General features: G+C 69.8%; 24 protein-coding genes and 3 pseudogenes. 22 read left to right on the forward strand and 5 right to left on the reverse strand.

Annotation, left to right across the window (positions count from 1 at the left end; translation table 11 throughout):
- The first annotated feature begins 81 nt into the window (after positions 1-81).
- From JXZ78_RS23130 to JXZ78_RS23200, 15 genes are all read left to right on the forward strand, one after another.
- Complete coding sequence (locus JXZ78_RS23130; protein ID WP_030020000.1) at positions 82-1119, forward strand: diiron oxygenase; 1038 nt, start codon at positions 82-84, stop codon at positions 1117-1119.
- An 18-nt stretch (positions 1120-1137) separates the two neighbouring features.
- Entirely contained in the window at positions 1138-2253 is a 1116-nt protein-coding gene (locus JXZ78_RS23135) for an amidohydrolase family protein (RefSeq protein WP_238783313.1), read from the forward strand.
- A gap of 69 nt (positions 2254-2322) precedes the next feature.
- On the forward strand, positions 2323-3003 hold the full coding sequence (locus JXZ78_RS23140) for a hypothetical protein (RefSeq protein ID WP_030020002.1): 681 nt from the start codon (positions 2323-2325) through the stop codon (positions 3001-3003).
- Complete coding sequence (locus JXZ78_RS23145) at positions 3003-3683, forward strand: hypothetical protein (RefSeq protein ID WP_030020003.1); 681 nt, start codon at positions 3003-3005, stop codon at positions 3681-3683. The genes JXZ78_RS23140 and JXZ78_RS23145 overlap by 1 nt, the downstream gene beginning before the upstream one ends.
- A complete protein-coding gene (locus JXZ78_RS23150) occupies positions 3680-4423 on the forward strand; it encodes an alpha/beta hydrolase (RefSeq protein WP_050502441.1) in 744 nt (247 codons plus the stop codon). Before JXZ78_RS23145 ends, JXZ78_RS23150 begins: the two co-directional genes overlap by 4 nt.
- Positions 4420-5256, forward strand: coding sequence for a methionyl-tRNA formyltransferase (locus tag JXZ78_RS23155; RefSeq protein WP_050502442.1), 837 nt, complete (start codon positions 4420-4422; stop codon positions 5254-5256). Before JXZ78_RS23150 ends, JXZ78_RS23155 begins: the two co-directional genes overlap by 4 nt.
- Positions 5240-6244 carry a nucleoside-diphosphate kinase gene (locus tag JXZ78_RS23160; RefSeq protein ID WP_050502443.1) on the forward strand — a complete coding sequence of 335 codons (1005 nt, stop codon included), beginning with the start codon at positions 5240-5242 and terminating at the stop codon, positions 6242-6244. Before JXZ78_RS23155 ends, JXZ78_RS23160 begins: the two co-directional genes overlap by 17 nt.
- Positions 6232-7596 (forward strand): aminotransferase class III-fold pyridoxal phosphate-dependent enzyme, encoded by a 1365-nt coding sequence (locus tag JXZ78_RS23165; RefSeq protein ID WP_030020007.1) that lies wholly within the window; start codon positions 6232-6234, stop codon positions 7594-7596. Before JXZ78_RS23160 ends, JXZ78_RS23165 begins: the two co-directional genes overlap by 13 nt.
- Entirely contained in the window at positions 7593-7775 is a 183-nt protein-coding gene (locus JXZ78_RS23170) for a (2Fe-2S)-binding protein (RefSeq protein WP_030020008.1), read from the forward strand. The genes JXZ78_RS23165 and JXZ78_RS23170 overlap by 4 nt, the downstream gene beginning before the upstream one ends.
- Before the next feature lie 76 nt (positions 7776-7851).
- Positions 7852-8811, forward strand: coding sequence for an ornithine carbamoyltransferase (locus JXZ78_RS23175; protein WP_030020009.1), 960 nt, complete (start codon positions 7852-7854; stop codon positions 8809-8811).
- Positions 8812-8884: 73 nt separating this feature from the next.
- Complete coding sequence (locus tag JXZ78_RS23180; protein WP_030020010.1) at positions 8885-9490, forward strand: LysE family translocator; 606 nt, start codon at positions 8885-8887, stop codon at positions 9488-9490.
- 292 nt (positions 9491-9782) lie between these two features.
- Complete coding sequence (locus JXZ78_RS23185; protein ID WP_030020011.1) at positions 9783-10700, forward strand: diiron oxygenase; 918 nt, start codon at positions 9783-9785, stop codon at positions 10698-10700.
- Between the two features lie 118 nt (positions 10701-10818).
- A complete protein-coding gene (gene sbnA, locus JXZ78_RS23190; protein WP_030020012.1) occupies positions 10819-11799 on the forward strand; it encodes a 2,3-diaminopropionate biosynthesis protein SbnA in 981 nt (326 codons plus the stop codon).
- Positions 11800-11804: 5 nt separating this feature from the next.
- Entirely contained in the window at positions 11805-12824 is a 1020-nt protein-coding gene (gene sbnB / locus JXZ78_RS23195) for a 2,3-diaminopropionate biosynthesis protein SbnB (protein WP_030020013.1), read from the forward strand.
- A gap of 96 nt (positions 12825-12920) precedes the next feature.
- Complete coding sequence (locus JXZ78_RS23200) at positions 12921-14207, forward strand: MFS transporter (protein WP_078624237.1); 1287 nt, start codon at positions 12921-12923, stop codon at positions 14205-14207.
- Between the two features lie 611 nt (positions 14208-14818).
- Here the strand turns inward: JXZ78_RS23200 and JXZ78_RS23205 are convergent.
- Positions 14819-15466 (reverse strand): TetR/AcrR family transcriptional regulator, encoded by a 648-nt coding sequence (locus tag JXZ78_RS23205; RefSeq protein ID WP_208870147.1) that lies wholly within the window; start codon positions 15464-15466, stop codon positions 14819-14821.
- Between the two features lie 128 nt (positions 15467-15594).
- Here JXZ78_RS23205 and JXZ78_RS23210 point away from each other — a divergent pair, with 128 nt between their 5' ends.
- From JXZ78_RS23210 to JXZ78_RS41110, 6 genes and pseudogenes are all read left to right on the forward strand, one after another.
- Positions 15595-16434, forward strand: coding sequence for a phytanoyl-CoA dioxygenase family protein (locus JXZ78_RS23210; RefSeq protein WP_030020017.1), 840 nt, complete (start codon positions 15595-15597; stop codon positions 16432-16434).
- Positions 16435-16480: 46 nt separating this feature from the next.
- Positions 16481-16885, forward strand: coding sequence for a RidA family protein (locus tag JXZ78_RS23215; RefSeq protein WP_030020018.1), 405 nt, complete (start codon positions 16481-16483; stop codon positions 16883-16885).
- A 79-nt stretch (positions 16886-16964) separates the two neighbouring features.
- Entirely contained in the window at positions 16965-17873 is a 909-nt protein-coding gene (locus JXZ78_RS23220; protein WP_030020019.1) for an MBL fold metallo-hydrolase, read from the forward strand.
- 132 nt (positions 17874-18005) lie between these two features.
- Positions 18006-18306 (forward strand): annotated as a pseudogene (locus tag JXZ78_RS40350) (phosphatase PAP2 family protein); the annotation flags it as partial.
- A 432-nt stretch (positions 18307-18738) separates the two neighbouring features.
- A complete protein-coding gene (locus tag JXZ78_RS23230) occupies positions 18739-19359 on the forward strand; it encodes a TetR/AcrR family transcriptional regulator (RefSeq protein WP_238783314.1) in 621 nt (206 codons plus the stop codon).
- Positions 19360-19775: 416 nt separating this feature from the next.
- Positions 19776-19913, forward strand: a complete 138-nt coding sequence (locus JXZ78_RS41110) for a DUF1345 domain-containing protein (protein WP_372498437.1) — start codon at positions 19776-19778, stop codon at positions 19911-19913.
- A 66-nt stretch (positions 19914-19979) separates the two neighbouring features.
- On the opposite strand, the gene JXZ78_RS23240 is transcribed toward JXZ78_RS41110, so the two are convergent.
- Together JXZ78_RS23240 and JXZ78_RS41115 are read right to left on the reverse strand one after the other, a co-directional pair.
- Positions 19980-21236: an NAD(P)/FAD-dependent oxidoreductase gene (locus JXZ78_RS23240; protein ID WP_030020021.1), complete on the reverse strand. Its 1257-nt coding sequence runs from the start codon at positions 21234-21236 to the stop codon at positions 19980-19982.
- 37 nt (positions 21237-21273) lie between these two features.
- Positions 21274-21678, reverse strand: a complete 405-nt coding sequence (locus JXZ78_RS41115; protein WP_372498438.1) for an nSTAND1 domain-containing NTPase — start codon at positions 21676-21678, stop codon at positions 21274-21276.
- On the opposite strand from JXZ78_RS41115, the gene JXZ78_RS23245 reads away from it, so the two are divergent.
- Entirely contained in the window at positions 21656-23206 is a 1551-nt protein-coding gene (locus tag JXZ78_RS23245; RefSeq protein ID WP_050502444.1) for a GMC family oxidoreductase, read from the forward strand. The genes JXZ78_RS41115 and JXZ78_RS23245 overlap by 23 nt on opposite strands.
- Positions 23207-23288: 82 nt before the next feature.
- Here the strand turns inward: JXZ78_RS23245 and JXZ78_RS23250 are convergent.
- Both JXZ78_RS23250 and JXZ78_RS41120 read right to left on the reverse strand, forming a co-directional pair.
- Positions 23289-23601 (reverse strand): annotated as a pseudogene (locus tag JXZ78_RS23250) (transposase); the annotation flags it as partial.
- 171 nt (positions 23602-23772) lie between these two features.
- Positions 23773-24499, reverse strand: a pseudogene (locus JXZ78_RS41120) (DUF4158 domain-containing protein); the annotation flags it as partial.
- Between the last annotated feature and the right edge of the window lie 158 nt (positions 24500-24657).

Raw genomic sequence — 24657 nt, forward strand, 5'->3', positions numbered from 1 at the left:
GGCTGTGGCTCACCTGCCGGCGCCCCGCAGGTCCCGTACGCGGTGGCGGGCCGAGGCCGGGAGGGTGAAGGGAGGTCCCCCGTGTGCGGAACAGCAGGCATGTTCGTGGGCTGTGCGGCGCTGACCCAGTGCCCGAAGCAGATGCTGCTCCGAAGGGTGGCCGCCGAAGACGCCCTTGAGCCGTCCACGCCCCCACTCGACTACCGCAGCCCTTTCCGTAACTGGCACGAACGCGCCGCCGTGCGGCAGTCACCGCGCCGGACCTTGCGGGAGGACGAGACCGGCCGCCACTACTTCCCCCCTGAGCTCGTCCCCATCACCCAGCACCCGCTGGTGCGGGAGCTGTCCGAGGCGGTTCAGGAGGAGATCCTGGTCCAGCACCTGTACCGCTACCTGGACTTCACGGCGAAGCTGGAATCCCTGGTGGTCAACCGGACGGTCCTGTCGATCGCGCAGGGCTCCGTCGGCGTGGAACTCCCGGACGAGATGAGGTTCGACGCGTACAAGATCTACTGCGACGAGGCGTACCACACGCTGTTCTCGGTCGATCTGGCGCGACAGGTGGAGCGGCGGACCGGGATCGCCCCGCGTCTGCCGCGGCAGCCGTTCTTCCTGGACCGGCTCCACCGGCTGCTCGACGAACGTTCGGCCGCCGACGGCGTGCTGACCGAACTGCTGTTCGTGGTGGTGTCGGAGACCCTGATCTCCGCGAGCCTCGCCGAGGTTCCCGACAGTTCCGAAGTGGTCGCCGCGGTCTCGGGGACCGTACGCGACCACGCGGGTGACGAGGGGCGTCATCACGCGTACTTCGCCATGTTCTTGCGTCGGATGTGGGGGCAGCTGTCGCCGGCCGAACGGCGTGCCGTGGCGCGGCTGGTGCCCCGGCTCATCGCCATGTTCCTCCACCCGGACCTGCCCGCGATCAGGGAGGAACTGATCGGCTACGGACTCGGCGTGGACGACGCGCACCGCGTCGTGGCGGAGACCTACCGGCCGGAAATCCTCAGCCAGCACCTTGCCGCCATGTCCCAGCAGACCGTGCGCTACTTCGAGTCGCTCGGCGCGTTCGACGATGCGCGCGCGCTCGAGGAACTGCATGCCTACGGGATCAGGAATTGAAAGAGAGATTGACGGCTCATGATTGAGACTCCAGCCCTCCCGGTAGAGGTGCACTGTCACGGTTTCGGCGAAGTGGATTTCTCGGAATTCTCCCAGCTGGATCTCCAACTGCTGGACCGCAGGTCCGCGGAGGAAGGCGTGGTGTGCATACCCACGCTCTACCTCCACAGGTCCGCCCTCGCGAAGTTCGAGTGGTTCATGAAGCGGTACGCCGACCTGCGCCGCAACGGCAAGCTGCCGCACATACCCGGCATCGCGCTGGAAGGGCCGCTGCTCGCCAGCCACGGTGGGACTCCCGCGGCGACCGTCTGGGCACCCACCCGCCACGAGTGGGAGCGCCTGGCCGCCCTCGGCGACCTCGGACTCGTCTACACCGTGATGTCACCCGATGCCTTCACCACCGCCTCGGGTCTGTACGACAACCTCGACGACCGGCACCCGGGGCTCGACTGGATCATCCCGGTGCTGCTGGCCCACGGGGTGCGGCCCGCGCTCGGACACTTCACCCGGGCGGATCCCGCGGCCAGCGCCGAACTCGTCCGGGACATCGTCGACATCGCCTGGGAGAGCGAGTGGACGGGTGCCGGGGCCCGAGTGATCACCGACCACCTGTTCAACGACATGCCGCTGAACATCAAGCACGCCTTCCGCACCTCGGTCGCCCGGGCCAAGCGCGAGGCCACGCTGGCCGCGTACGACCTGCCCGGCTGGACGCTGGCCGACATGAGCGAGATCGCCGGCCCGGTGCCCGCCGCCATCATGAACGAGGCGGCCGCCGGGCGTATCGCGGCCTGCATCAACTTCGACGGCGAGCATGTCGACCTCTCCATCGCCACGCGTGCCGCCGAGCTGATGGGCCATGCCAACACCATGCTGATGACCGACCGCTGCGACTCCGCGCGCATCGGCGGTCAGGCATTGCACCAGACCGAGGACAACGGGCTCTGGTACCAGGACGGAGGCATTGTCGCGGCCGGTTCCCAGCCCCTGGCGCGGCAGGTCCGCAACGCCCAGGCACAGGGAGTGGACGACCAGCCGCTGTGGCAACTGATCAGCGGCACGGCGCACCGTGCCTTCGGCACCCAGGCGGCCGACCCGGGGCTGCGGGCGGACGCGCTGACCGTGCGGCGGTGAGCACCGTGCACGCCGAGGCGCCGGCGCTCCCCTCGAACAGCACCCTCAAGGCGAACACAGGAGAAAGCGATGCTTGACGAACTGGACCGGCTGACCATCGACTGGTCGGACCTGCACAAGGCGCGGGCCCAGACCCACGAGATCCTCACCGCTCTCGCCGAGGACAAGCAGACCATGACGCACTTGCTGGAGCGCGCCCGTGAGGAGGAGGACCTCTTCGACAAGTGCGAACACCATCGGCTGCTGGACAAGCTGGTGATCTATGACGCCCTGGACCGTGGCTTCCGTATCCGGGTGCACGTCTCCACCGAGGACCACCGCGACCGTCCGCACGACCACCGCTTCACCTTCACCTCGCTCATCCTGCGCGGCCACTACCGCCACGTCCGCCACCAGCTGGTGGGCCGTCCCGACGAGCGGATCCCGGAGGACGCCCAGGACGACTTCGACGCCAGGGACTCCGACCTGCGGGTGATCCCCCGGTTCGTCACCAACGAGATCCCCGGCAACTGCTACACGCTGCACCATTCGGAGATCCACACCACCTACACCACCCCCGACACCGTCTCCCTCTTCCTGCGCGGCCCCGCGGAGAAGGAGCGTTCGCTGATAACCGAGCGGGAGACCGGCCGGGTGTGGTGGCGCTACGGCGAGGACAAGGAGAAGGACGCCCGCCGGGGCAGCAAGCGCATCAGCAAGGCGTACTTCGACGAACTCACCACCCGGCTGCGGGGAATGGAGGTCCTGTGATGACGAGCCTGACGACCGACCGCACCCAGGCCGCGGTATCGCTCATGGAGTCCCTCCCGGCCGTGAACTGGGACGACATCGAGTCCGCGGCCGAGGTCACCGAGCGCATCGCGCACCGCCTCGGCGACGACCCCGAGCTCCTGAACACCCTCGTCGAACGGGTCCGGTACACGCCGGAGCTGCGCGAGAAGTGCGAGTGCCACGCGCTGGACGACAAGATCGTCATCTGGGACGACCAGGAGAAGGGCCTGCGTATCCGGCTGCGGCTGGCCAATACCGACCAGTACGAGCGGGTGCACAACCACCGCTACAGCTTCACCGCCTACATCCTGAGCGGCGCCTACCGGCACACGCTGTACGCCACCGACCAGCCACTGGACGAGACGGCCGACGTCGAGCGCTTCTGGCCGTACTTCGTGCGCGAGGAGCCGCAGGGCCGCTGCATCACCCTCGACCACGAGCAGTTGCACACCACCATCACCGAGCCCGAGACGATCTCGCTGATGATCCAGAGCCCGGCACGCAAGAGCCGGGCCTTCATGATCCGCCGCGCCGACGGTCATGTGTGGTGGCGGCTGGGAGCCGCGGAGGAGAGCGAGGAGCGCCGCCGCGAGGTCCGGATGACGGACGAGCGGTTCGAGCACTGGATCGGGCGCCTGAAGGCGCTGGGAGTGCTGTGACCATTCAGGAGAGCGTCCTGCGCTACGGCGACTCGCCGTGGCAGCGGGTCGACCTGTACGTCCCCGCGGAGGGTCCGGCCCGGTCGGCGGCTGTGATCTTCCACGGGGGGTTCTGGCGGCACGACCGGATCGCCCGCGACCTGGAGCCGCTGGCCGTCGCCCTGGTGCGGCGCGGGTGTGCCACCGCGGTGGTGGAGTACCGCCCGGCTTGGGACGGCGGTCTGTGGCCGGCGGCGGCCGAGGACGCCCGTACCGCGCTCGGCCGGCTCGACGCCGGTGGCGCGCCGTGGCAGGACGCCACGATCGTCGGACACTCGGCGGGAGCGCACCTCGCCCTGTCCGCTGTCGCCGGGCAGGGCGCGGGGCGACGCGTGGTTCTGCTGGCACCCGTCGTGGAGCTGGCCTACGCGGCCGCGGCCGAGGTGGGTGGCAAGGCCGTCGGGCACTTCCTCGCCGGGCATCTGGCGGCGGGGGGCACCGCCGAGGAAGCGACGCCCCGGCCCTCTCAGGCGGACCTGGCGTCGCTGACCGTCTTCGAGGCCGCATGTGACCAGGCGGTTCCCGCAGAACTGACGGAACATCAGCTCTCTGGCTGGCGCGAGCGCGGGCTCGTCACGGACCACCACGTCGTTCCCGACGCCCGCCATATGCACCTGGTCAATCCGGAGCGGGACGGCTGTGCCCCGGTGCTGACGCTGCTGGCCGGCGCTCCGGTTTCCGCAGAGGGGAGCGTGTCGTGACCGGGACGGCGTGCCGGACGCGTGTTCTCGGCCCGCACGCGCCGGGACGGCCGCTGCGTATCGGTGTGCTGGCCTCGGCGACCGGCGGGAACCTGCGCACGCTGCTGTCGCTGCGGCACGCCGAGCCGGACCGCTTCCACGTCTGCCTGGTCGCCTCCCACGGTCAGCGGGTCAAGGCCTTGGACGTGGCCCGGGAGGCCGGCGTGGAGGCATGGGACGGCGACTTCGACGCACACTGCGGATCGGCGTCACAGGCGGCCGCGGCCGGCCCGGACGCCGTACGCCGCTACCGCGACCGGGCCCGCTCCTGGCACGACCGGCTCGACGTGCGCCTGCGCTCCTGGGAGGAGTGCAACGGCCCGCTCGACCTGGTGGTCCTGGCTTACCACCGCTGGATCGAGGGCGAGCTGCTGAATCGTTACGCCTATCGGATGGTCAACCAGCACCCGGGCGACCTGAGCATGCTGGCGGCCGACGGCAGCCGGACGCTGACCGGCAAGGACCCGGTGCGGCTCGCCATGAGCCTCGGACATCGTACGACCCGGACGTCCTGCTTCCTTGTCGACGCCTCCCAGGACGGGGGCGCCGTGCTGTGCATGGGCCCCCCGGTGCCGGTCGGCTCGCGCCGGCCCACCGTGGAGGACGCCTGGCAGCAGGAACTGCTCCAGAAGGAACGGAGCGACCGCCCGTGTCTGGAGTGGACGGTGCGCGCCTTCGCCGCCGGACGTCTGGCGGTGGACGCCGCCACCCACGCCGACGGCAGCCGGGTGGTGCTGGTCGACGGGGAGGCCACCCCGCTCGGAGGAAAGAGACTCGATGACACTGACGACTGACGCGGCGTGCCGCTCGGCAGTTGCGGCCGACGCGCTCGACGGACTGACGGCCGACCCCGAGAAGCGCGAGCTGTACCGCTACGACACCTATCTGCGCGAAGGGCTGGCCTCCTTCGAGGGGATGCGGGCACTGGCACGCTCCCATGCTGTGACCTTCGTCGTGCTCAAGCCCGACGCGGTGGCCGGCCGGCGTTGCCGGCGCCTCCTGGACGTGCTGTCCGAGGAGGGCTGGTTCCCGTTGGCGGCGACCACCGTGCGTTTCGAACCGCTGCTGACCCGCGAGCTGTGGCGCTACCAGTTCAATGCCGCCTCGCGGCAGCGCATCGCGGTCGTCGACCACCTGCTCGGCTCGGGCCCCTCCCTCCTGGTGCTGCTGGGCGACGCCCGGCGCCCGGAGTGGCTGCCCGCCAGCGTCCGGCTGACGGCCGCCAAGGGCAGCGCGGACCCCGAAGCCGCGAGTGGCGCCGATCTGCGGACCCGGATCGGGCGAGTGAACGGCCTGTTCAACTTCATGCACACCGCGGACGACCCGGCCGACGTCATCCGTGAACTCCAGTTGTTCTCCTACCAGGCCGGGTGGGACTGGTGCCGTCAGGCGCTCACCTCCGGCGGCCCCGGGCAGCCGCCCGTACCTGACGGCGACCCTACGCACGATCTGCTGCGGGAGCTGGAGGCCGGCATCCCCCAGCACGACCTGGATCTCGCTCTCTCCCTGCGCCGCCTGGAGAAGGGCACGGACACCTGGGCCGAGCTGGCGAGGACCGCCGCCGCACCCGAGCACATCGACGTATGGCTGTCCGAACTGGGCCGCACCCCACTCCCGTACGGCAGCGCCCGCTGGGACGTCCTGTCGGTGGTCACCGGCTGGATCGACTGCAATGAACCGGGGGTGCTGCCCTTGCTGGCCACCTCGTCGGCCCACGCCTGGCAGCACGCCGCACCCGGTGCAGCGGCCCCTACGAAGGAGGGCGAGACGTGGCCATCCTGACCACTGACGCACGGACCACCCGGATACCCTCCTTCGCGGGTGCCGGCAACTTGATCTACCGTTCCGCGGACGTCCCCCGCTTCGTCAGCGGCCAAGGCTGCTTCCTCCGGACCGCCGACGGGCGTTCCTACTTGGACGCCGAGGCCGCCAACGGCACCCTGGCCTGGGGGTACGACAGTGAACTGCTGCGGGAGGCACTGAACCGCTGCATGGAGCTGCCGGCCCTCCCGTCGTTCTGCGAGTCCGACCTGCGCCTGGCTGTCCTGGAACGCATCGAGCGGCTGTGCTCCGAGGCCCTGGGAACGCCCGGCCGGGTCGAGCTCGACCTCGGCGGCGCCCAGGGCATGGAGACGGCGCTGCGCATTGCTTTCAGCAACAACGGGCCGGGCACGGTCATGGTCTTCGAAGGCGCCTTCCACGGCCGCTCCGGGGTGACCAGCATGCTCAGCAGCAGCCCGCGCTATCGCGAACTGCTGGCTGCCTGGGGGCTGGAAGTGGTACGGCTGCCCAGCCCTGACTGCCTGCGCTGCCCGCACGCAGACACCAGCGGAGACTGCTCCACCGGCTGCGCCCGGGCCGTCACCCGTTGGGGTTCCGAGACCAGCGGTGTCGGCGGCCGCGCCCACGCCCGTAAGGTCTCCGCGTTCATCTTCGAATCCGTGCAGAACGTCGGCGGAATGGTGACTCCGGACCCCGCGCTGTTGCGTGCGGCCGTCGAGCACGCCCGCGCCCAGGGGGCCGTGATCATCGCTGATGAGATCTTCACGGGCATGCACCGGGTCGGCCCCCGCTGGGGCTTCCAGCGCGCCGGCGTCCGCCCGGACATCGTCGTGACCAGCAAGGCCCTGACCAACGGCGGGGCCGCGGTGAGCGCCGTCTGGGCCCGGGAGCCGCTGGCGTCCCCCGAGCACTACCCGCCGGGCAGCCACTCCGCCACGTTCGTGGGGATTCCGCACGCGCTCGCCGTGGTGGACACCGTGCTGGACCGCTGGGAGGCGTGGGAGGACGTGGAGCGCGACGTCCGCACCCTCGAAGCCGGTCTGGACACCCGGCTGCAACAGCTGGCGGACCGGTACCCCGGACTCATCAAGCGGCACGATGCCATGGGCGCCACCGCCCGGATCGTCCTGACCGGCGGCCATGCCGCCAGGATCCGGCAGTTGAGTTCGCACGTCCACCCCGACCACGGCCTGCTCGTGGCCTCGACCGGCATGGCACCGGACGTCATCAACATCCACCCGCCGCTGGTGACCGGCGAGTCCGAGCTCGACCTGCTCGCGGACATCCTGGGCCTTGCCTTCCGCGCACTGGAAAGCGAGACGGGAGACGGCCCGGGGAGGAACAGACCGTGACCGAGGATTCCGATCCGCTGATCTGCGTGTGCGCCCACGTCAGGGAGAGCGAGATCGTTGCGGCGGTCGCCCGCGGCTGCCGCGACCTGGCAGCCGTACGTGAGGCGACCTCGGCCAACACCGGCTGTGGCGACTGCTGCGAGGACGTCGAGGAAGTCATGGAGTACGCCAGGGCCTGAAGCAGCCACCATGGCGCTGCACACCGGACCACCACCCGGCCCGGCCGGGGCGAGACCTTGTGAAGGAAGACAACCGATGACCACGTTCTTGACGGAACTGCCGCCCGGAACCCAGGAGAAGGGCATCTTCTCCCTGGGCGACCTGGACCGGGACGAAGTGCACCAACTCGTACGGCGCGCCTGCGACTTCCAGCACGACATGGGCGCGCACGATCGCCCGCTGAGCGGCCGGGTGGCCGGCATCCTCTTCACCAAGACCTCCACCCGCACGCGTACGGCGTTCACCACCGCCGCTGTCCGTCTGGGCGCCGCCCCCATCACCTTCGGTCCCAACGACCTCCAGACCAACACCGGCGAGTCGATCGCCGACACCGGACGCATCCTGGGCTGCATGCTGGACCTGCTGGTCGCCAGGACGGCCGGGCCCCTCGACGAGTTGCGGGCCATCTCCCGGAGCGGTGACATTCCCGTGGTCAACGCGATGGCCGCGGAAGAGCACCCGACCCAGGGAATCTGCGACCTGGCGACGGTCGCCCTGTGCCGGGGCGAGGTCGACGGCGCGCGCATCCACTACCTGGGGGAGGGCAACAACACCGCCATCGCCCTCGCCCAGGGCATCGCCCACTTCTCCGGCTGCACGCTCACCCTCGCCACCCCCAAGGGATACGGGCTGCCGGCCGACGTCCTCCAGTCCGCGGCCGAGCGGGCGGCGCGGCTCGGTACCAGCATCACCGAGGTGCACTCGCCCGACGAACTCCCGGGCGAGGCCGATTTCGTCTACACCACCCGGTGGCAGACCACGGGCACCACCAAGCCGGACGCCGACTGGCGGGAGAGGTTCCTGCCCTTCTACGTCGACGACGCGCTCATGAGCCGCTGGCCGCAGGCCCGGTTCCTGCACGACCTGCCCGCCCATCGCGGCGAGGAGGTGGCCGGCAGCGTACTCGACGGCAACCGGTCCATGGCCTGGGAGCAGGCCCGGATGAAGCTCACCAGCGCCATGTCCACGCTGGAATGGCTGGCCGACCGGCTCTGACCACCGCCGCACGACGTCCGGCCGCTCCAGGCACAACAGCACGAGAGAACAGAGACAGGAAGCACCTCCCAAGATGCCCAACCTCATCGGCTATACCACCGTCGCCGGACTGATCGTGGTGTCCCCAGGCGCGGACACCTTGGTGGTCATCAGGAACGCGCTGCACGGCGGCGGCAGATCGGCCGTGCAGACTGCCGCAGGAGTGTGCATCGGCCTGGTCGCCTGGGCGGTGGCATCGGTGGCGGGCCTGTCGGCCGTGCTGGCCGCCTCACCGGCCCTGTTCACCGCGATCAAGATCGCTGGAGCCGCCTACCTGGTCTTCCTGGGGATCCGTGCCATCGTCTCCGCGCGCCGGCCGATCGGCGACCTGGACACGCCCACCCGGCTGAACTGGCGCCAGGGGGCGCTCACCAGCCTGGGCAACCCGAAGGTCGGCGTCTTCTACACCTCGTTCCTGCCGCAGTTCATCCCGGCCGGAAGCGGTTCCCTGCCCGTCTCCTTGACTCTGGCCGGCATCCACATCGCCCTCAGCTTCCTGTGTCTGTGCGCCTACGCCCTGCTGGTGCTACGGCTCGGGAACATCTTCAAGCGGGACGGGTGGCGCCGTGCGCTGGAGACCGTGGGCGGCGGGGCGCTGTGTGCCATCGGCATCTGGCTGGTGGTCTCAGCCGCGTTCTAGGGCGCTTCTGACGGATCTCCGCCGCGTCGCGACGCCCGGCACTCCCCAGCTCTTCGCGCAGGGGGGACCCCACTCGCCGCGCGGCGTAGAGGGACAGGCGGCTCCGCCGCATGCCCCTGCACACCGCACTCCCCCTAGTTCTTCGAGCAGGGGGACCCCCAAGAGCACGCACCGAACGCCGCTCAGTGTGCTCCACGGAGATCCATCAGAAACGCCCTGGTCCGCGAGCGGTCCCGGATCGGCCGGATCCGCGGCAGGTCACCGTCCCACGACACAGGCAAGAGGAAATCCCATGAAGTCCCCGATGGACCACTGGTACGAGAAGGCGGGTGTCCGCAGAGACCCCCGGCGCGTCATAGCGCGAGACCTGGAGGCGGGGAAGACGCTCTTCCCCGAGGCGCTGATTCCCTATCTGGACCACCCCCTGGTGCGGGCACTGGGCCCCGACGAACGCTTCCGCATCGTCACCCGGCACCTCTACCAGTACCTGCACTTCACCATGCACTTCGAGACGAGCGTGGTGAACCGCGCCACCGAGCGCATCGCCAACGGCTCCTCGGGCCTGGGGGTGAGGCCCCCGATGCGACTGGACGCCTACAAGATCTACTGCGACGAGGCCTACCACGCGCTGTACAGTCTCGACGCCATCGAACAGGTGCGCGGCGCCACGGGTGTGGACGTGCCCGCCTACGATTTCGCGCCCTTCCTGAAGCAACTGGACGGCATCGGCGCGCAGGTCATGCCGGGCGAGCCGGTCCTGACTCAGCTGTTGCAGGTCGTCGTCTTCGAAACACTGGTCACCTCCATCCTCAAGGACATCCCCAAGGACCCCCAAGTCGTCGACACCGTACGGGAGATCGTGGGCGACCACGCCGAGGACGAAGGCCGGCACCACGCCTACTTCTCCGGGTTCTTCAAGGAGCTGTGGACCGACCTGGACCCGGGGATGCGCGAGCGCTCCGCGCGTTGCCTGCCCGCGTTGGTCTCCCGCAGCCTGGCGCCGGACCTGGCGCCGGTGCGCACCTCGCTGCGCCTCGCGGGCCTGGGTGAGGACGCTGTGGAGCAGGTCGTCGCCGATGCCTACACGGCCGGACGGGTCCGCCGGCATACCCATGACTCGGCGCGGCACACGGTCCGGCTCTTCGCGTCGGCAGGCGTGCTGGACGTGCCCGGAGCCGACGAGGCCTTCGCGGCGGCGGGCCTGGTGTAACTCCGGCCACGCCATCGCGGTGGGCTCCGGCCGTGCGGCGACGTCGTCAAGTCGTACCGGGCAAGGGGAATCGATGTTTCCGCGCGGCCATGGCGCGCGCCCACTACAGGAGACTTTCGTGATACTCGACCACATCTATGAAGCCATCATCGACAACGTCTTCCTACGCCTTGACGAGCTGGTGCCCGGCAGCGAAGTGTTCCTCAAGCTGGAAGGGCTGAACCCGGCCGGCTCCATCAAACTGAAGGCTGCCCTCGGCATGGTCGAGGATGCGGAGCGCGCGGGGATCGCGGGACCGGGCGACCGGATCATCGAGTCCTCCTCCGGCAGCCTCGGAGTAGCGCTGGCGCTGGTGGCCGCCGCCAAGGGGCACCCCTTCACCTGTGTCACCGATCCGAATACATCGCCGCACAGCGTCGCCTTGATGCGCGCCCTGGGCGCGGAAGTGGTCGAGGTGAGCCGCCGCGATGCCAATGGCGGATTCCTCGGAACGAGGATCGCCTACATCCGGGAACGGGTGGCTGCGGAGCCCGATGTGGTCTGGTTGAATCAGTACGCCAATCCGGCCAACCCCCGTGCGCACGAGATATATACTGCCAGGGCGATCCTGAGTGAAATCGTGCGTATCGACTACCTCTTCATCGGTGTCGGAACGTCCGGAACGCTGATGGGCTGCCTGACGCACTTCCGCAAGCACTCGCCGGCCACCCGGATCGTCGCCGTCGACTCCGAGGGTTCCGTGACCTTCGGATTTCCGCCGAAGCCTCGGTACATACCCGGGCTGGGAACCAGCAGAAAGCCGGAAATCTGCTGCCCCGACGCACCCGACGAGGTCATCCTCATATCCGAGGCCGACGCCGTCCGCACCTGCCGTTCCTTCGCTCAGCGGGGCGTCTTCGTAGGGGGTTCGACCGGCTCCGTCCTGGCCGCCGTGGCGCACTCGGCCCCGAAAATCCCCGAGGATTCCCGGGTGGTGGCGCTCTCGCCGGACTTCGGGGACCGTTACACGCATACCGTTTACAACGATGACTGGGTGACCCGCAAGTTCGGCCCGGAAGCTGTTTCCATCGGCGAACTCGCCGGCCAGACAGGGAGATGAGCTAGATGTTTTCTTTTCATGTGGTGACCGGCTCGGAGGCCCGTCGCATCATTTCCCGCTCCAGGGTGGACATCATCCGGCAGGTGCGGCACACCTACCTGCTGCACCATGAAGGACGGACAGTCAATCCGAACAGTTACTTCCTGCGGTTCCCCGAGAAGCCGAATTCCCGCATCATCGCCCTGCCCGCGTACGTGGGGGGCGAGCAGGGTGTGGCGGGTATCAAGTGGATCGCCAGCTTCCCGGACAACGTCTCCTGCAACGTGCCGCGTGCCTCCGCCGCGTTGCTGTTGAACGACTACGAGACCGGCTATCCCTTCGCCTGCCTCGAAGCGTCGCAGATCAGCGCCGCACGGACGGCTGCCTCGGCGGTCCTCGGTGCCGAGGCGCTGCAGGGCGGAACCACGGCCAGGAAGATAGCCGTCGTCGGCGCGGGCATCATCGCCCGCAACATCGTCGAGTTCTTCCAGGCTGCCGGCTGGGACACCGGCCAGTTCGCCGTCCACGACACGGTCCCGGACTACGCGGCCAAGCTGGCCGACTTCATCGGGGAACTCGGCATGACCGCTTCCGTGGAGACGGAGCTGGCCAAGGCGGTCGACGGCGCGGACGTCGTGGTCTTCGCGACCACGGCCGCGGAGCCCTACGTGGTCGAGGAGGCCGCCTTCGCGCCGGGGCAGAACGTCCTCAACGTGTCGCTGCGCGACATCGGTCCGGACGTCATCGCGAATTCCCACAACATACTGGACGATATCGACCACTGCCTCACCGCGAACACCTCACCGCATCTTGCGCAGCAGAAGTTCGGGCATCACGATTTCGTCGACGGCACGCTCGCCGGTGTGCTGACCGGCGAGGTACGGCTCGGACGCGACAAGCCCCGGATCTTCTCGCCGTTCGGCCTCGGGGTCCTCGATCTCGCGGTGGGCATGCATGTGTACACCTCGGCGAAGGACAGCTGCACGGCAGTGGAGATTCCGGATTTCTTCGGCGAGACCGAACGCTGGTCCCGGCAGCCCGGATGAGTACTCTAGACCGTCGACGTATCGCCAGGAGGCAATAGGAATGAGCGAGTTCGGCCGGTCGCGCCGCAGGTCCCCGGGTGCGGAAGCGGGCATACGATGACGGCGCAGCGGGGGGACGCCGAGCCGGCGGACGTGACGGCTCCGCCCGCACCCGCCGGCACCACCGCCGCCCGCCGCGGCAACGCTTCCGTCTTCTGGCGCTACTGGACGGCGTCCACGGTCAGTCAGGTCGGTGACGCGGTCACCACGGTCGCCCTGCCGCTGCTGGCCGTCGGCGTGCTGCACGCCTCGGCGTTCGAGGTGAGCCTGCTCCCGGCCGCCCAGTACGCCGCCTGGATCGCGATCGGCCTGCCCGCCGGCGTCATCGTGCAGCGCCTCCCGCTGCGCGGCACCCAGGTGGTGATGGACCTCATCAGGGCAGCCGCCATCGTCTCGGTGCCGGTGGCCTACGCGCTGGGCGTGCTGCACCTGGCCCAACTCGTGGTCGTCGCGCTGATCGTCGGCCTGGCGACCGTGGTGTTCGACGTCGGCAACTCGACGTTCCTCCCCGCGATCGTCAGCAAGGACGAGCTGACGGTACGCAACAGCCTCACCTCCGCCTCCACTTCGGCGACCCAGCTCGGCGGGCCGTCCATCGGCGGCGTGCTCGTACAGTTCTGCGGCTCGGCGCTCAGCCTTCTCCTCGACGCCGTCAGCTACGTCGTCTCCGCCCTCCTCCTGTGGAGCCTGCCCAGACCCGCCTGCACCACCGCGCCGGCGAAGCGCGAGTCGACGCTGGCACTCATCAAGGAAGGCTGGCGCTTCATCGCCCACCACGCGGTGATCCGCCCCTGCGTGGCAGCCGCGACCCTGGTCAACTTCATCCTGGGCGGCCTGATGGCGCTCACCCCCGTCTTCCTCGTACGAACCCTGCACGCCCCCGCGAGCCTCGTCGGCCTCCTGATCGCCACCGAAGGCCTGGGCAGCCTGTTCGGAGCGGCACTCACCACCCGCATGGCGAACAGGTTGGGCAGCGCCCGGACGCTTCTGTACGTCACAGCCGCCGGTCCCGTGTTCGTTCTGTTCCTGCCGCTCGCGCAAGGCGGTTGGGGCCTGCTGCTCTTCGCCGTGGGCAACCTGGGCTTCGGGGCCGCAGCGGTGGTCATGAGCATCCTCACCCGCACGCACCGGCAGACAGTGACCAGCATGGAACTGCTGCCCCGCGTCATGGCCACCGTACGTTTCGTCTCCTGGGGAGCCATCCCCGTCGGCGCCCTGACGGCCGGAGCCATGGCCACCGCACTGGGCAATCGAGGCGCCATGTGGACGATGTTCGCCTTCGCCTTCCTGGCCCCGCTGGCCCTGTGGAGCAGCCGCGTCCGGAAGATGCGGGACCTGATCTGAGGGCGGGCGAAGGCGGGTCGCTCCCGGCGATCGTCGAGGCCGACGATCCCGGTACGTAGGTAAGTCGTCCACCGGACCGGCCTGGCCTGCGTTGATGCGGCTTTTTACGCCTCTGACCTGCGGAGACCGGCCCCGCTCAGTGCCATCGTCGGTTTCCTGCTCGCCGCTTACGCCCGTACCCGCCCGCCGGCACCGGGTCCGATGCTCCCGGTGCCGCAGGACTCGCCGAGTCGCGACGGCGTCACCACCAGTGCCTGGGGGCTGACCGTTCTGATCAGCGTGCTCCTGCTGTTTTGGGCCGTGTACGCGTACGTCGGCGGCCGGGGCCGGGCCGCCGACACCGCGCGGAGCATGAGCGCCAAGGACCCTGCCGTGGTGGTCTTCAGCAAGGACGACCTCATGATCCGAGGTGGCGGCAGCTGCTACTTCCACGTCCGGGAGAAGGGCAGCGCCTTCGGGTTCCGGTACTCGGGGCCGCGCCTCTTCCACATCGCCGGGGATCGTGTCCATATGTCGTACCGGTCCGCTGGAGCCCGGGGCACGGGACGGTGTGGGTGTTGGAGAAGAGTGACAGCGTACGGGTGGAGTACGTCAGCGGACGTGCTGCTCCCTCAGTCGTTCCGCGCGTGCCCCGGCCCCGGGCTGGGGGCGATCAGGGTGATGGCGGCATCGATGAGGGCCCGGATGCGGTCGGCAGTGAACCGTTCGGGTTCGAAGGGGTGCATCATCATCCAGCCGTCGCCCATGGCGCTGAGCTGGTCGGCGAGCAGGTCGGCGGGGATGTCGTCGCGGACGGTGCCGTGGGCCTGGCCGGCGGCGAGGGCCGCGGCGTGTGCCTGGCGGTAGCGGGCGTAGCGCCGCTGGATGAGGGCGGCGAAGGATGGTTCGTACCGGGCGTGGGCGAGCAGCTGGGACATGACGGGCCAGAAGTCGGGGTCGCGGGCGACCAGTTCGAGCCACCGTTCCAGGAGCCCTCTGAGGTCGGCGCGTTCCCGGCCGGCGGCGAGCATCGCGTCGTACGTGTCGAAGCGGCTCTCAGCCAGCGCGGTGACGAGTTCATCCTTGTTTGCGAAGTAGTAGGTCACCGCTCCGGTCGTGCATCCCGCGCGCTGGGCCACCTTGCGCAGTGAGGCGTTGGCGTACCCCTCCCGCGCGATGACCGATGCCGCTGCCTCCAGGAGCGCGGCGCGTTTCGCGGCGTGGTCGCCGGTGGGGCGTCCGCGCCGTACAGCCTGCTCGGTCCCGTTGTCGCCGCTCACTCGTCGGACCTCCCCTTCCGTTGCCCGTGATTCTGGCACACCTTTTTCGTAACAAGCGTTGTGTAAAAGGCGGCCGTCTTCTACCGTTCTTGCGTCTCCCCGCCTGAAAGCCTGAAGGAGAGTCACCGATGGATGAGTCAGTTCGGGAAGCGTTCAGGGAAGACGGCGCCGTCCTCATCGAGGACTGCCTGGAGGAAGGGCAGTTGGCGCGGTGTCGTGAGGCGTTCGACTGGGCCGTGGCGAACCCCGGCCCGCACGCGGCAACGATGTTCGACGGGACCGAGCGGCGCTCGCACGTGGACAACGCCAACCCGCTCGCCAAGGAACGGCTGGACGCGATGGTGTCGTCGCTGCCGTTCGGCGAGCTGTTCGCCGGGCTGTGGGGCTCGGAGCACGTCTGGTACTTCGCCGAGGAGGTCTTCCTCAAGACCGGCGGGCGGAGCGCCCGAAGCTGCTGGCACCAGGACACCGCGTATCTGCCCTGGGCGGGCGAGCACTGGGGCAACGCGTGGATCAGTTTCCAGCACGTACCGAAGCGCAATTCGCTGGAGGTCGTCCGCGGCTCCCACCGCGGCGTCCAGTACGACGGGACCACCTTCGATCTCGACGACCCGACCGAGCCGTTGCACGGCGGCGGCGTCCTGCCGCGGCTACCGGACATCGACGCCGAACTCGCGGCCGGCCGCGACACCCATGACGTGCCCTACGACGTGCTCTCGTGGGCGGTCGACCCCGGCGACGTCCTCGTGCTGCACCCCCGCTCGCTGCACGGCGGCGCCGGCGTCGACGCCGGGTGCCCGGACCGCCACACGCTGGTCCTGCGCTTCTTCGGCGACGACGCGGCGTTCCGCCCCCTGCCGACCGTGAACGAGCGCTACGCCCGCGACGGCATCCTCTTCGTGGAGGAGATGGCGAAGCTGGCCCCGGGGGACCCCTTCCGCTCGCCGGTCTTCCGCCAACTCCTGTGACCACACCGCCAACTCCCGTAACGGCAATGGCGAAGGGTTCTGCGACTTGAAACGCCAACTCATCAACCCGCCGCACACGCAGGCGCTTTACGAGCAGCTGCACTTCTCGCAGGCGGCCCGCGCCGGCGACCTGATCTGGGTGTCGGGCCAAGTGGGGATCGACCGGGACACCCTGCGGCCCGCCGCCGGCATGGAAGCTCAGGCCCGGCTCGCGTTCGAGGGCGTGAAGAACGTTCTGGAAGCCGCGGGAGCCGGCCTGGCCGACATCGTCGAGCTGACGACGTTCCACACCGGTCTCCGAGGCGACATGGGGGAGTTCACCAAGGTCAAGGACGAGTACCTGCCCGACCGGTATCCTGCCTGGACCGCCGTCGGCATCACCCAACTGGCCCGTCCTGAACTGCTGGTCGAGATCCGAGCCGTCGCCATGGCCGGCAGCGGTGACGGCTGATCCGGCCCCCGCGCCCCGCTGCCCCCGTGCCCGTGCCGCACGCGACGCGGGCACGGGGGCGGAGAGCGGATCGAGGGGCGTGACGGACCCGCTCACGTCCGCCTCGGGATACGCGGTAGCCGGGTATGGCGCGGTCAGCGTGCTCCTCGGCGCGGCACGCGGCGCCTACCCGTACGGAAACTCACTGCTCGTACGGGGAGCGGAGGCCACACTGGTCGTCGACCCCTCGCTGTCGCTCGCAGCAGCAGCGCCGCCGCCGGCCGACGCGGTCCTCGTCAGCCACGCGCACGAGGACCACATCGCCGGCCTCGGTGGCTACGACGTACCGGTCCATATCCACACCGCCGACCTCGACGCGCTGCGCTCCCGCGAGGCGATGGTCGCCGGGCTGGGCCTGCCGCCCGACGCGGCCGACGCCACCGACCAGGAGCTGCGGGACCGGTTCCACGTGCGCGGACGCCCGGACGCGGCGGGGTTCGACGACGGCACCGTGTTCGACCTCGGCGGCCGCACGGTGACCGTCGTCCACCTCCCCGGCCACACGGCAGGCCACAGCGGCTTCCTGATCGAACCGGACGGGTTCCTGTTCATCGCGGACATCGACCTCACGTCGTTCGGCCCGTACTACGGCGACCCCGGCAGCAGCCTCGCCGACTTCGAGGCGTCGATGCGCCGGTGCCGCGAGATCGACGCGCGCTGGTACGGAACGTTTCACCAGAAGGGCGTGATCGAGGGCACCGCGGAGTTCCGGCGCCGGATCGACGCGTACGCCGGCGTGGTGGAGAAGCGGGAAGCGGAACTCCTCGCGTTCCTCCGCGAGCCGCGGAGCGTCGAGGAAATCGTCGAGCACCGGCTGGTCTACCGCTCCCACATCGAAGGTCCGCAGGTGAGGCCCGTAGAGCGCAGGACGGCGGCGCAGCACCTGGAGCGGTTGACGAGCGAGGGCCGGGTCGCCGAGGTGGAGGAGGGGCGGTTTCGTGCGACGTAGGCTCCACGCTCCCTCATACGGCCCGGCCAGGACGCCCTCCGCCACGAGAACGTGCCGCCTGGTGCCACGAGCCGGGCCGAGAGGGCGAGCACGACGTGGAAGAAGGGCACAGCCGGGACGCGGTGAGGCGCCGCCTCCGCCGCGGCCAATCTGGTCGGCAAGCGCCTGGTGCGCAGAAACCGTCCGGACCGGGAGGCGGCCCGGGTGGCCGTGGCCCGGCACGTGCCCATGCCGGCCTCGGCCTCGTTCCCCCCCTGAGCACACGGCCTCGGCCGACGCGTTCGCCGCCGCTGTCGGATCCGTCCTGTCCATGGCCGGGCCGCCGCTCGGCCTCCTGGCAGCCGCGGTCGGGTCTTCCCACGTCCACGCCGGCGTGCACTACCCCGGGGACGTGGCCGCGGGCGCGCTCCTCGGCTTCGCGAGCGCCGCCACGGTACGGGAGTGCTCGACGATCGGCGGAATCACCGCTCGGTTCACCAAGGATCTGCTCACGCTCCACCCACAGCTCGAAGGCAGGCTCGGGGAGGGAATCGGCCGACGCCACCACCGTGTGGTGCCGTTCCGGGCGCTGGGAGCACGGGAGGCCTCGCCGACCTTGCGAACCCTCCCGGGCCGATCCATCTGGCCGGCGACTACCAGCTCGACATGCCTTCCCTTGCTGATGCGGCAACGTCGGGCGAGAACGCGGCGAGGGTGGTTCCCGTGAGCCTGAAGTAACGAGGACGAGCTCGTCGCCCGAGGCAAGGAGCCCTGATGATGGCGCTTCTGAGCCTGCGAACCGCACGCCGCGGAGTGGCACCCGGCGCACTGCCCCAGGCCGGAGACGTCGGGCTGGCTGGGGAAGCGATTGATACGATGTCGAATCGTGTTCGAGAACAGTGCAGCAATCCGGGGGCAGAAGCGTACGCCCGGCGTCCAGCGCCGTGGCCAGGAGCGACGGCGCGCGATCCTCGACGCAGCCGAGGCCTTGCTCGCCGAGCAGGGCTACGAGGCCGCCACACTCAAGGCGATCGGCGAGCGCGCGGGCATCCCGACCGCGTCGATGTACCACTACTTCCCCGACCGGCACCAGGTCGAGGCCGAGCTCCTGCGGCGGCACATGACCGAGCTCGACACGCGCATCACGGCCACGCTGGAGAAGCCCGAGGCTCAGACGCTGCGCGAGGCGGTCGACGTGATGATCGACATCCTGTGGGACTACTACCGTGCCCATCGGAGCTGCACCGAGCTGTGGTTCACGGGCCGCCACCAGATGCTCGTCGAGCTGGTGCGGTCCTTCGACGACGTACAGGCGGAGCGCCTGTGGCGCCATCTCGTCAACCGCGGCCTCGCCTCCGCCGACACTCCGCGGCTCGCCGTACAGCTCTCCTTCGAGGTGGGCAATCGCCTCTTCGACGTGGCTTTCCGCCGCACACCACAGGGCGACGGCGCAACGATCGACGAAGCGCGGCGCCTCATCACCGCGTATCTGGAGTCGTACTCCTGACAGGGTTCGCAGGGGAGTGCGTTCCTCGCTTCCGCCGTCGCAGGCAGTTGTGAGAGGGGCCGGCCCGGCCTGGAGGGCGACACGTTCTACGGCGTAACCGGCAGGAGTGCCCGCCGCTGGCGGAGCTTCAAGGTCATGGGGCCGGCAGTCCACCGTCAGAGGAGGTCGCCCTTGCCTCAGTCGCCGGCTCAGCGCCGACACAACCACTGGCTGTCCGGCCCCATCGGTTCCGTGCTCGAACCGGCGCCCCGTGCGGCAGTGGCGCTCGTCCTGGTCGCCAACGCCTTGATCTGCGTGGCCGTGTCCTTCGCGGTCGCGTTCCAGGCGGACAGTCTCGTGGAGGACGAGGGAGCGCTTGAACTCCGGGCCGGGAAGCCACGTTCTGGAGCGACTACCTCTTCTTCGCTTTCTCCGTCATGACGACGTTCGGCACGGCCGACGTCGCGCTCACCTCCCGAGAGACGCGCCGTGCCGTGACGGTCAACTCCTGCGTCGCATTCGTCTTCGACACCGCCACCGTGGCGAGCCTGGTGTCCGCCCTCGAAGGCATCTGAGAGGGACGACCCGCACAGCGGCCGGCCCTTCGGCCGTGCCTTCGCCAACGAGTCGGGCGTGGCTCCTCAGCGCCGGCGACCCAGGCGGTCCGAAATGCGGTCGACCACCCACCCGGCCTTCAGTGCCGTCGCGCCGAGCGCGAGCGAGGGCATGTATGGCGGTCGCGGCCGCCAGATCGCACGCAGGTCGTCGTGGACCTCGTCACCGGCGAGCCGGTCGGCCAGCAGCGTGCCGACGTAGGGCGACTGGGACAGCCCGTGACCGTTGCAGCTGACGGCGTAGAAGACGTTCTTCGTGGCCTCTCCAGCGACCGGGAGGAAGGACGTCATGGCCACCCACCCGCCCCACGCCCGATGCGGCGCGACGTAGCCGAGCGACGGGAACCGCTCGTGGAAGCCCTGGACGAGATCCGCCACCACCGCGCGATCCGGCTCGTGGGCACCCAGCGCCGGCGGCGCCGCCTGGAGCCGACGGGTACCGAACATGATCGTGTCGCGAGCGGTGCGCCGGTAGTTCTCGAGAATCGTGTGCGGGGTGATGATGCCGGTACGGCTTGTCCAGCCGATCGCCGCCAGACGGTCGGGATCGACCGGCTCGGTCTCCACCAAGCTGGTCCAGACGGGCGTGATACCGCTCGGGGCGATCTCCAGGTCGCGGGAGTGGGCGTTGGTCGCGAGCACGACCCGCTCGGCGTGGACGCGCCCGCCCGGCACGCTGAGCACGACGCTTGTACTGTCCGGCTCGACGGCTTGGACGGCCGTCCGCTCGAACACCTTCGCGCTCGACGCCAGTAGTGCGGCCCTGAGTCCGAAGGCGAGCTTCCCGGGGTTCAGCAGGCCACCGCCCCGCTCGAAGATGCCGCCCAGGAACGTTTCCGGCAGCCCGAAGTCACGGCCGTCGACGAATTCCACGTCCGCCCCCGCGTCGCGGAGGATCTGCATGTTCTTCCTCAAGTGCCGGAGTTGTCCGGTGGAGACGGTGGCGATGACGTTGCCCGTGGGGTCGTACTCGCAGTCAAGGGCGAGGCGGCCGATCAGACCTTCGGTGAACTTCGCCGCACTCCCGCCGTACCGAACGAGGTCGCGCAGCCGGCTTCGGTACAGCAGGCGCAACAGTTGCGGGTCTCCGGCCAAGGCATTCGACAAGTAGCCCGCGTTGCGTGAACTCGCACCCCAGCCGCAATACCCGGCTTCGAGCAGAATCACATCGACTCCGCGCTCCGCGAGCCGGAGCGCCGCCGCCATCCCGACAAGACCACCGCCGACGACTGCGACATCGCACCGGACCTCGTGCGGAGTCGTGATCACGCTGTGGCTGGACACCGATCGGGGCGCCTTGGACGGAGGTGCCGTGCGCTGGTCAGCGGCCGGGCTTCGCCGTCGTCCGACGGCGTATGGGGCAGCGGACGGTGGGAGTAGTGCGCAGGTTCGGGATCGGTCCGGCACGCAGGAGCGAGGACTCACCAGTGCCAGACGGGCCGACCAACACCGGCACGGGTCTCTCGCGCACCATGACCAGCAGCTGCTGGATGAGGTGGTCTCGGCCGAAGAAGCGGTCCTGGTCACCTGTCCCGTAGCGCGCCGGCCCCGGATACGGCGCCTGGTCGGCGGTGTTTCGGACCATCACGGTGACGGAATCAAAGCCGCGCGTCATCTTCCCGCCGTGCGACCGTGATGCTTCGCTACCTGATAGCGGCTGGGCGAAGCCGTGCAGGAGTGACGACGCTCCGAAGGAGGGCCGCGTGCCGGGATTCGACTTCGTCATCGTGGGCGCGGGGACGGCCGGCTGTGTGCTGGCGGCGAGGCTGTCGCAGGACGTGAACACGCAGGTCCTGTTGATCGAGGCGGGTGGCTCGAAGATGCTGCCCGCGCAGGCCTCGCCTCCCGCATGGCCGACTCTGCTCCAGACCCCCGCGAACTGGGGAGACTTCACCGTCGAGCAGTCAGCCACCGGCACATCTGTACGACTGCCGCGTGGGCGCGGGCTCGGCGGGTCCTCGGCGATCAACGGCATGGTCTTCGCCCGCGGCCACCGCTTGGGCTACGACCGGTGGCCCGGCCAGGGCGCCAAGGGCTGGGGCTTCGACGATCTGCTGCCGTACTTCCGGCGCAGTGAGACCGCGGTGGGCCGCGATCCGGCACTGCGCGGGATCGACGGCCCCCTGACCGTGGGGCCCGCCAACCCGCCGCATCCGGTCATCGAAGCGTGCCTGGAAGCGGCCGCGGAGATGGGGTACACCAGGGCCGCCGACATCAGCGGCGGCCTGGAGGAGGGCTTCGGACTGACGGACCTCAACATCGTCGACGGCAGGCGGCAGAGCGCCGCCGACGCCTATCTCGCGCCGGCCCTAAAGCGGCCCAACCTGAGCGTCGTGACCAACGCCCTGGTGCGGCGGCTGCGCATCAGCCGCGGGCGCTGTGCCGGCGTGGAGTACCGTACCGGCACCGACGAGGTGAGCGTCGACTGCGCGGGGGAAGTCGTCCTGACTGCCGGTGCCATCGGCTCCGCGCAGCTGCTGCTCCTGTCGGGCATCGGCCCCCAGCCCCATCTGGCCGACGTGGGTGTCCCGACCGTCCTCGACCTGCCGGGCGTCGGCGCCAATCTCCACGACCATCCGATCGTCAACGTCATGTCGAGCGCGGCCCGCCCGCTGCCGCCACGGCGCAACAACCACGGCGAAGCCATCGGTCTCCTACGCAGCGACCCCGCTGTCGAAGAGCCGGACCTCCAGGTCGTCTTCGTCGACCTCCCCTCCCATCCGGCCTCGGCCACGGACCCCGAGGACGGCTACACCATCGCTGTCTCCGCGATCCGCCCGTACAGCCGCGGCACGCTGCGCCTGGCAAGCGACGATCCCGGTGCGGCGCCGGTGCTCGATCCGGGTTTCTACACCGACGGGCGTGACCTGGCGGCGGTCGTCGCCGGTGTGCGGCTCGTCCGCGAGATCGGCCACGCCCCGGCGCTCGCGCCGTGGCGCGGCCGGGAGGTGGCCCCCGGGCCGGACGCACACGACGACGAGGCGTTGCGCGCATTCGTGCGCCGGACCCTCACCTCGTACTGCCATCCGGTGGGCACCTGCCGAATGGGGGCCGACCCCCTCTCTGTCACCGGGCCCGACCTGCGGGTCCACGGCATCGACGGGCTGAGGGTCGCCGACGCCTCGGTGTTCCCGTCCATTCCGTCGGCGAACACGGTCGCCACGGTGTACGCCGTGGCCGAACGAGCCGCAGACCTGATGCGCGGCACCGACTCCAGCAGGGCATCGCCATCAGCGTGCCGTCCACCCGGCTGACGGAGCGGTTCGCTGTCCCCCACCCGCACTGTCGCCGCACCGCCTGCCCGCCGCCGGTACCTGCCAGGCGGAGGTCGGGTCTTCAAGTGAGGCTGCGGAGCCAGATGATCGCGCAGCCGAGGTGGAGTGCTGCCCGGTAGCTCTCGGTGTCTTGCGATACCGCGCCACGCTGTGAGTTTGTTGATCAGGCGCTCGACCGTGTTGCGGTCCCGGTAGAGGCCGACGTCGTAGGCGAGGGGCCGCCCGCCGCGGCGGCCCTTGTTGTTCCGGTTGGTCGCCTGGCCGGCCTTCTCCGGGATCACTGCCTTGATGCCACGCCTGCGCAGGTGGGCCCTGTGGCCCCGGGAGGAGTACGCCTTGTCGCCGGTGACCGCGTCGGGCCGGGTGCACGGCCGGCGTCTGCCGTCGTTGCGACGATGCGTCCGCGGACCCTGCCCTGGTGGCGTGCTGCTCGTGACGTCGGCAGTCGTCTGGGCCGCCGCGAGGGCGGGGCCCGTTGTGAGTATTCGGAGGATGTATGGCCAGCGGGACCGTCCAGCGACAGGTTCACCTGCCCCAGCGCGAACGCGGAGATCCCGCTCCATCGCCGTGCCCGTCGACTTCACCGGCGGCGTACGCAGCCGCTCCAGCTCGGAGACGCGCTTGCCCCCTGGCGCCTCCAGCAGCCCGGCCAGCGCCGGCGCGAGCGCGGGATCGGCCCGGTGCGCGGCACGGGCCACCGCCTCGTACAGGCGCCGCTCGGCCACCGTACGGGCCCCCGACACCTGCCGGGCCAGCACCGACACCCCCGGCACCAGGACCCGGCCCTTCCGCAGCCACGCCACCGCGCGGTTGAACAGCGCCACCGGCCCCTCGGGGTGCGTCCACGCCCGCCCGTACAGGAACCCGCAGAACTCCCGCCCCCACTGCCGGTTGGTGAAGTCGCGGTACGTGAACTGCGCCTGGGTCCTCCTGCGCGTGCTCGTACGGCGTCCTGCGCCGCTCGGGATACCGCTTCACACACGACGCGTCGGCGATGCCGAGCTGCCCGGCCAGGTACTCCACGACCTCACACGGGACCGCCAGCGGATCGTCGCCCAGGGGCCAGCCGATGTAGCGGACGGTGCAGATCTGCACCGCCATGCCCAGCCGGTGCGTGTCCGTACGCCGCAGCGCGATCAGGTCACGGTCGTCGTCATCGAGGAAGAAGAACCGCTCCAGCTCCGGGCGCGTGGGCACCTGGGTGAATGTTCCGCACGCCTCGGCCTGCTCATCGGTCAGAAACTCCACCGGAACGAGGCGGAATGCAGCCAGTGCCAACAGCCGCCCGGCGAGCTTTCCACGAACACCAGCGGCAGCCACATCCCGTGTGCCGGCCGACCATGATCAATCTCAACGCCACTTTCTGTACCGCGGCTATTCACACTCGGCCATGATGGCCGCGTACGGGCATTTGGGGTGTGAATCGCGGT

Source organism: Streptomyces monomycini, assembly GCF_022271435.1.
GTDB classification, from domain to species: Bacteria; Actinomycetota; Actinomycetes; order Streptomycetales; family Streptomycetaceae; genus Streptomyces; species Streptomyces monomycini.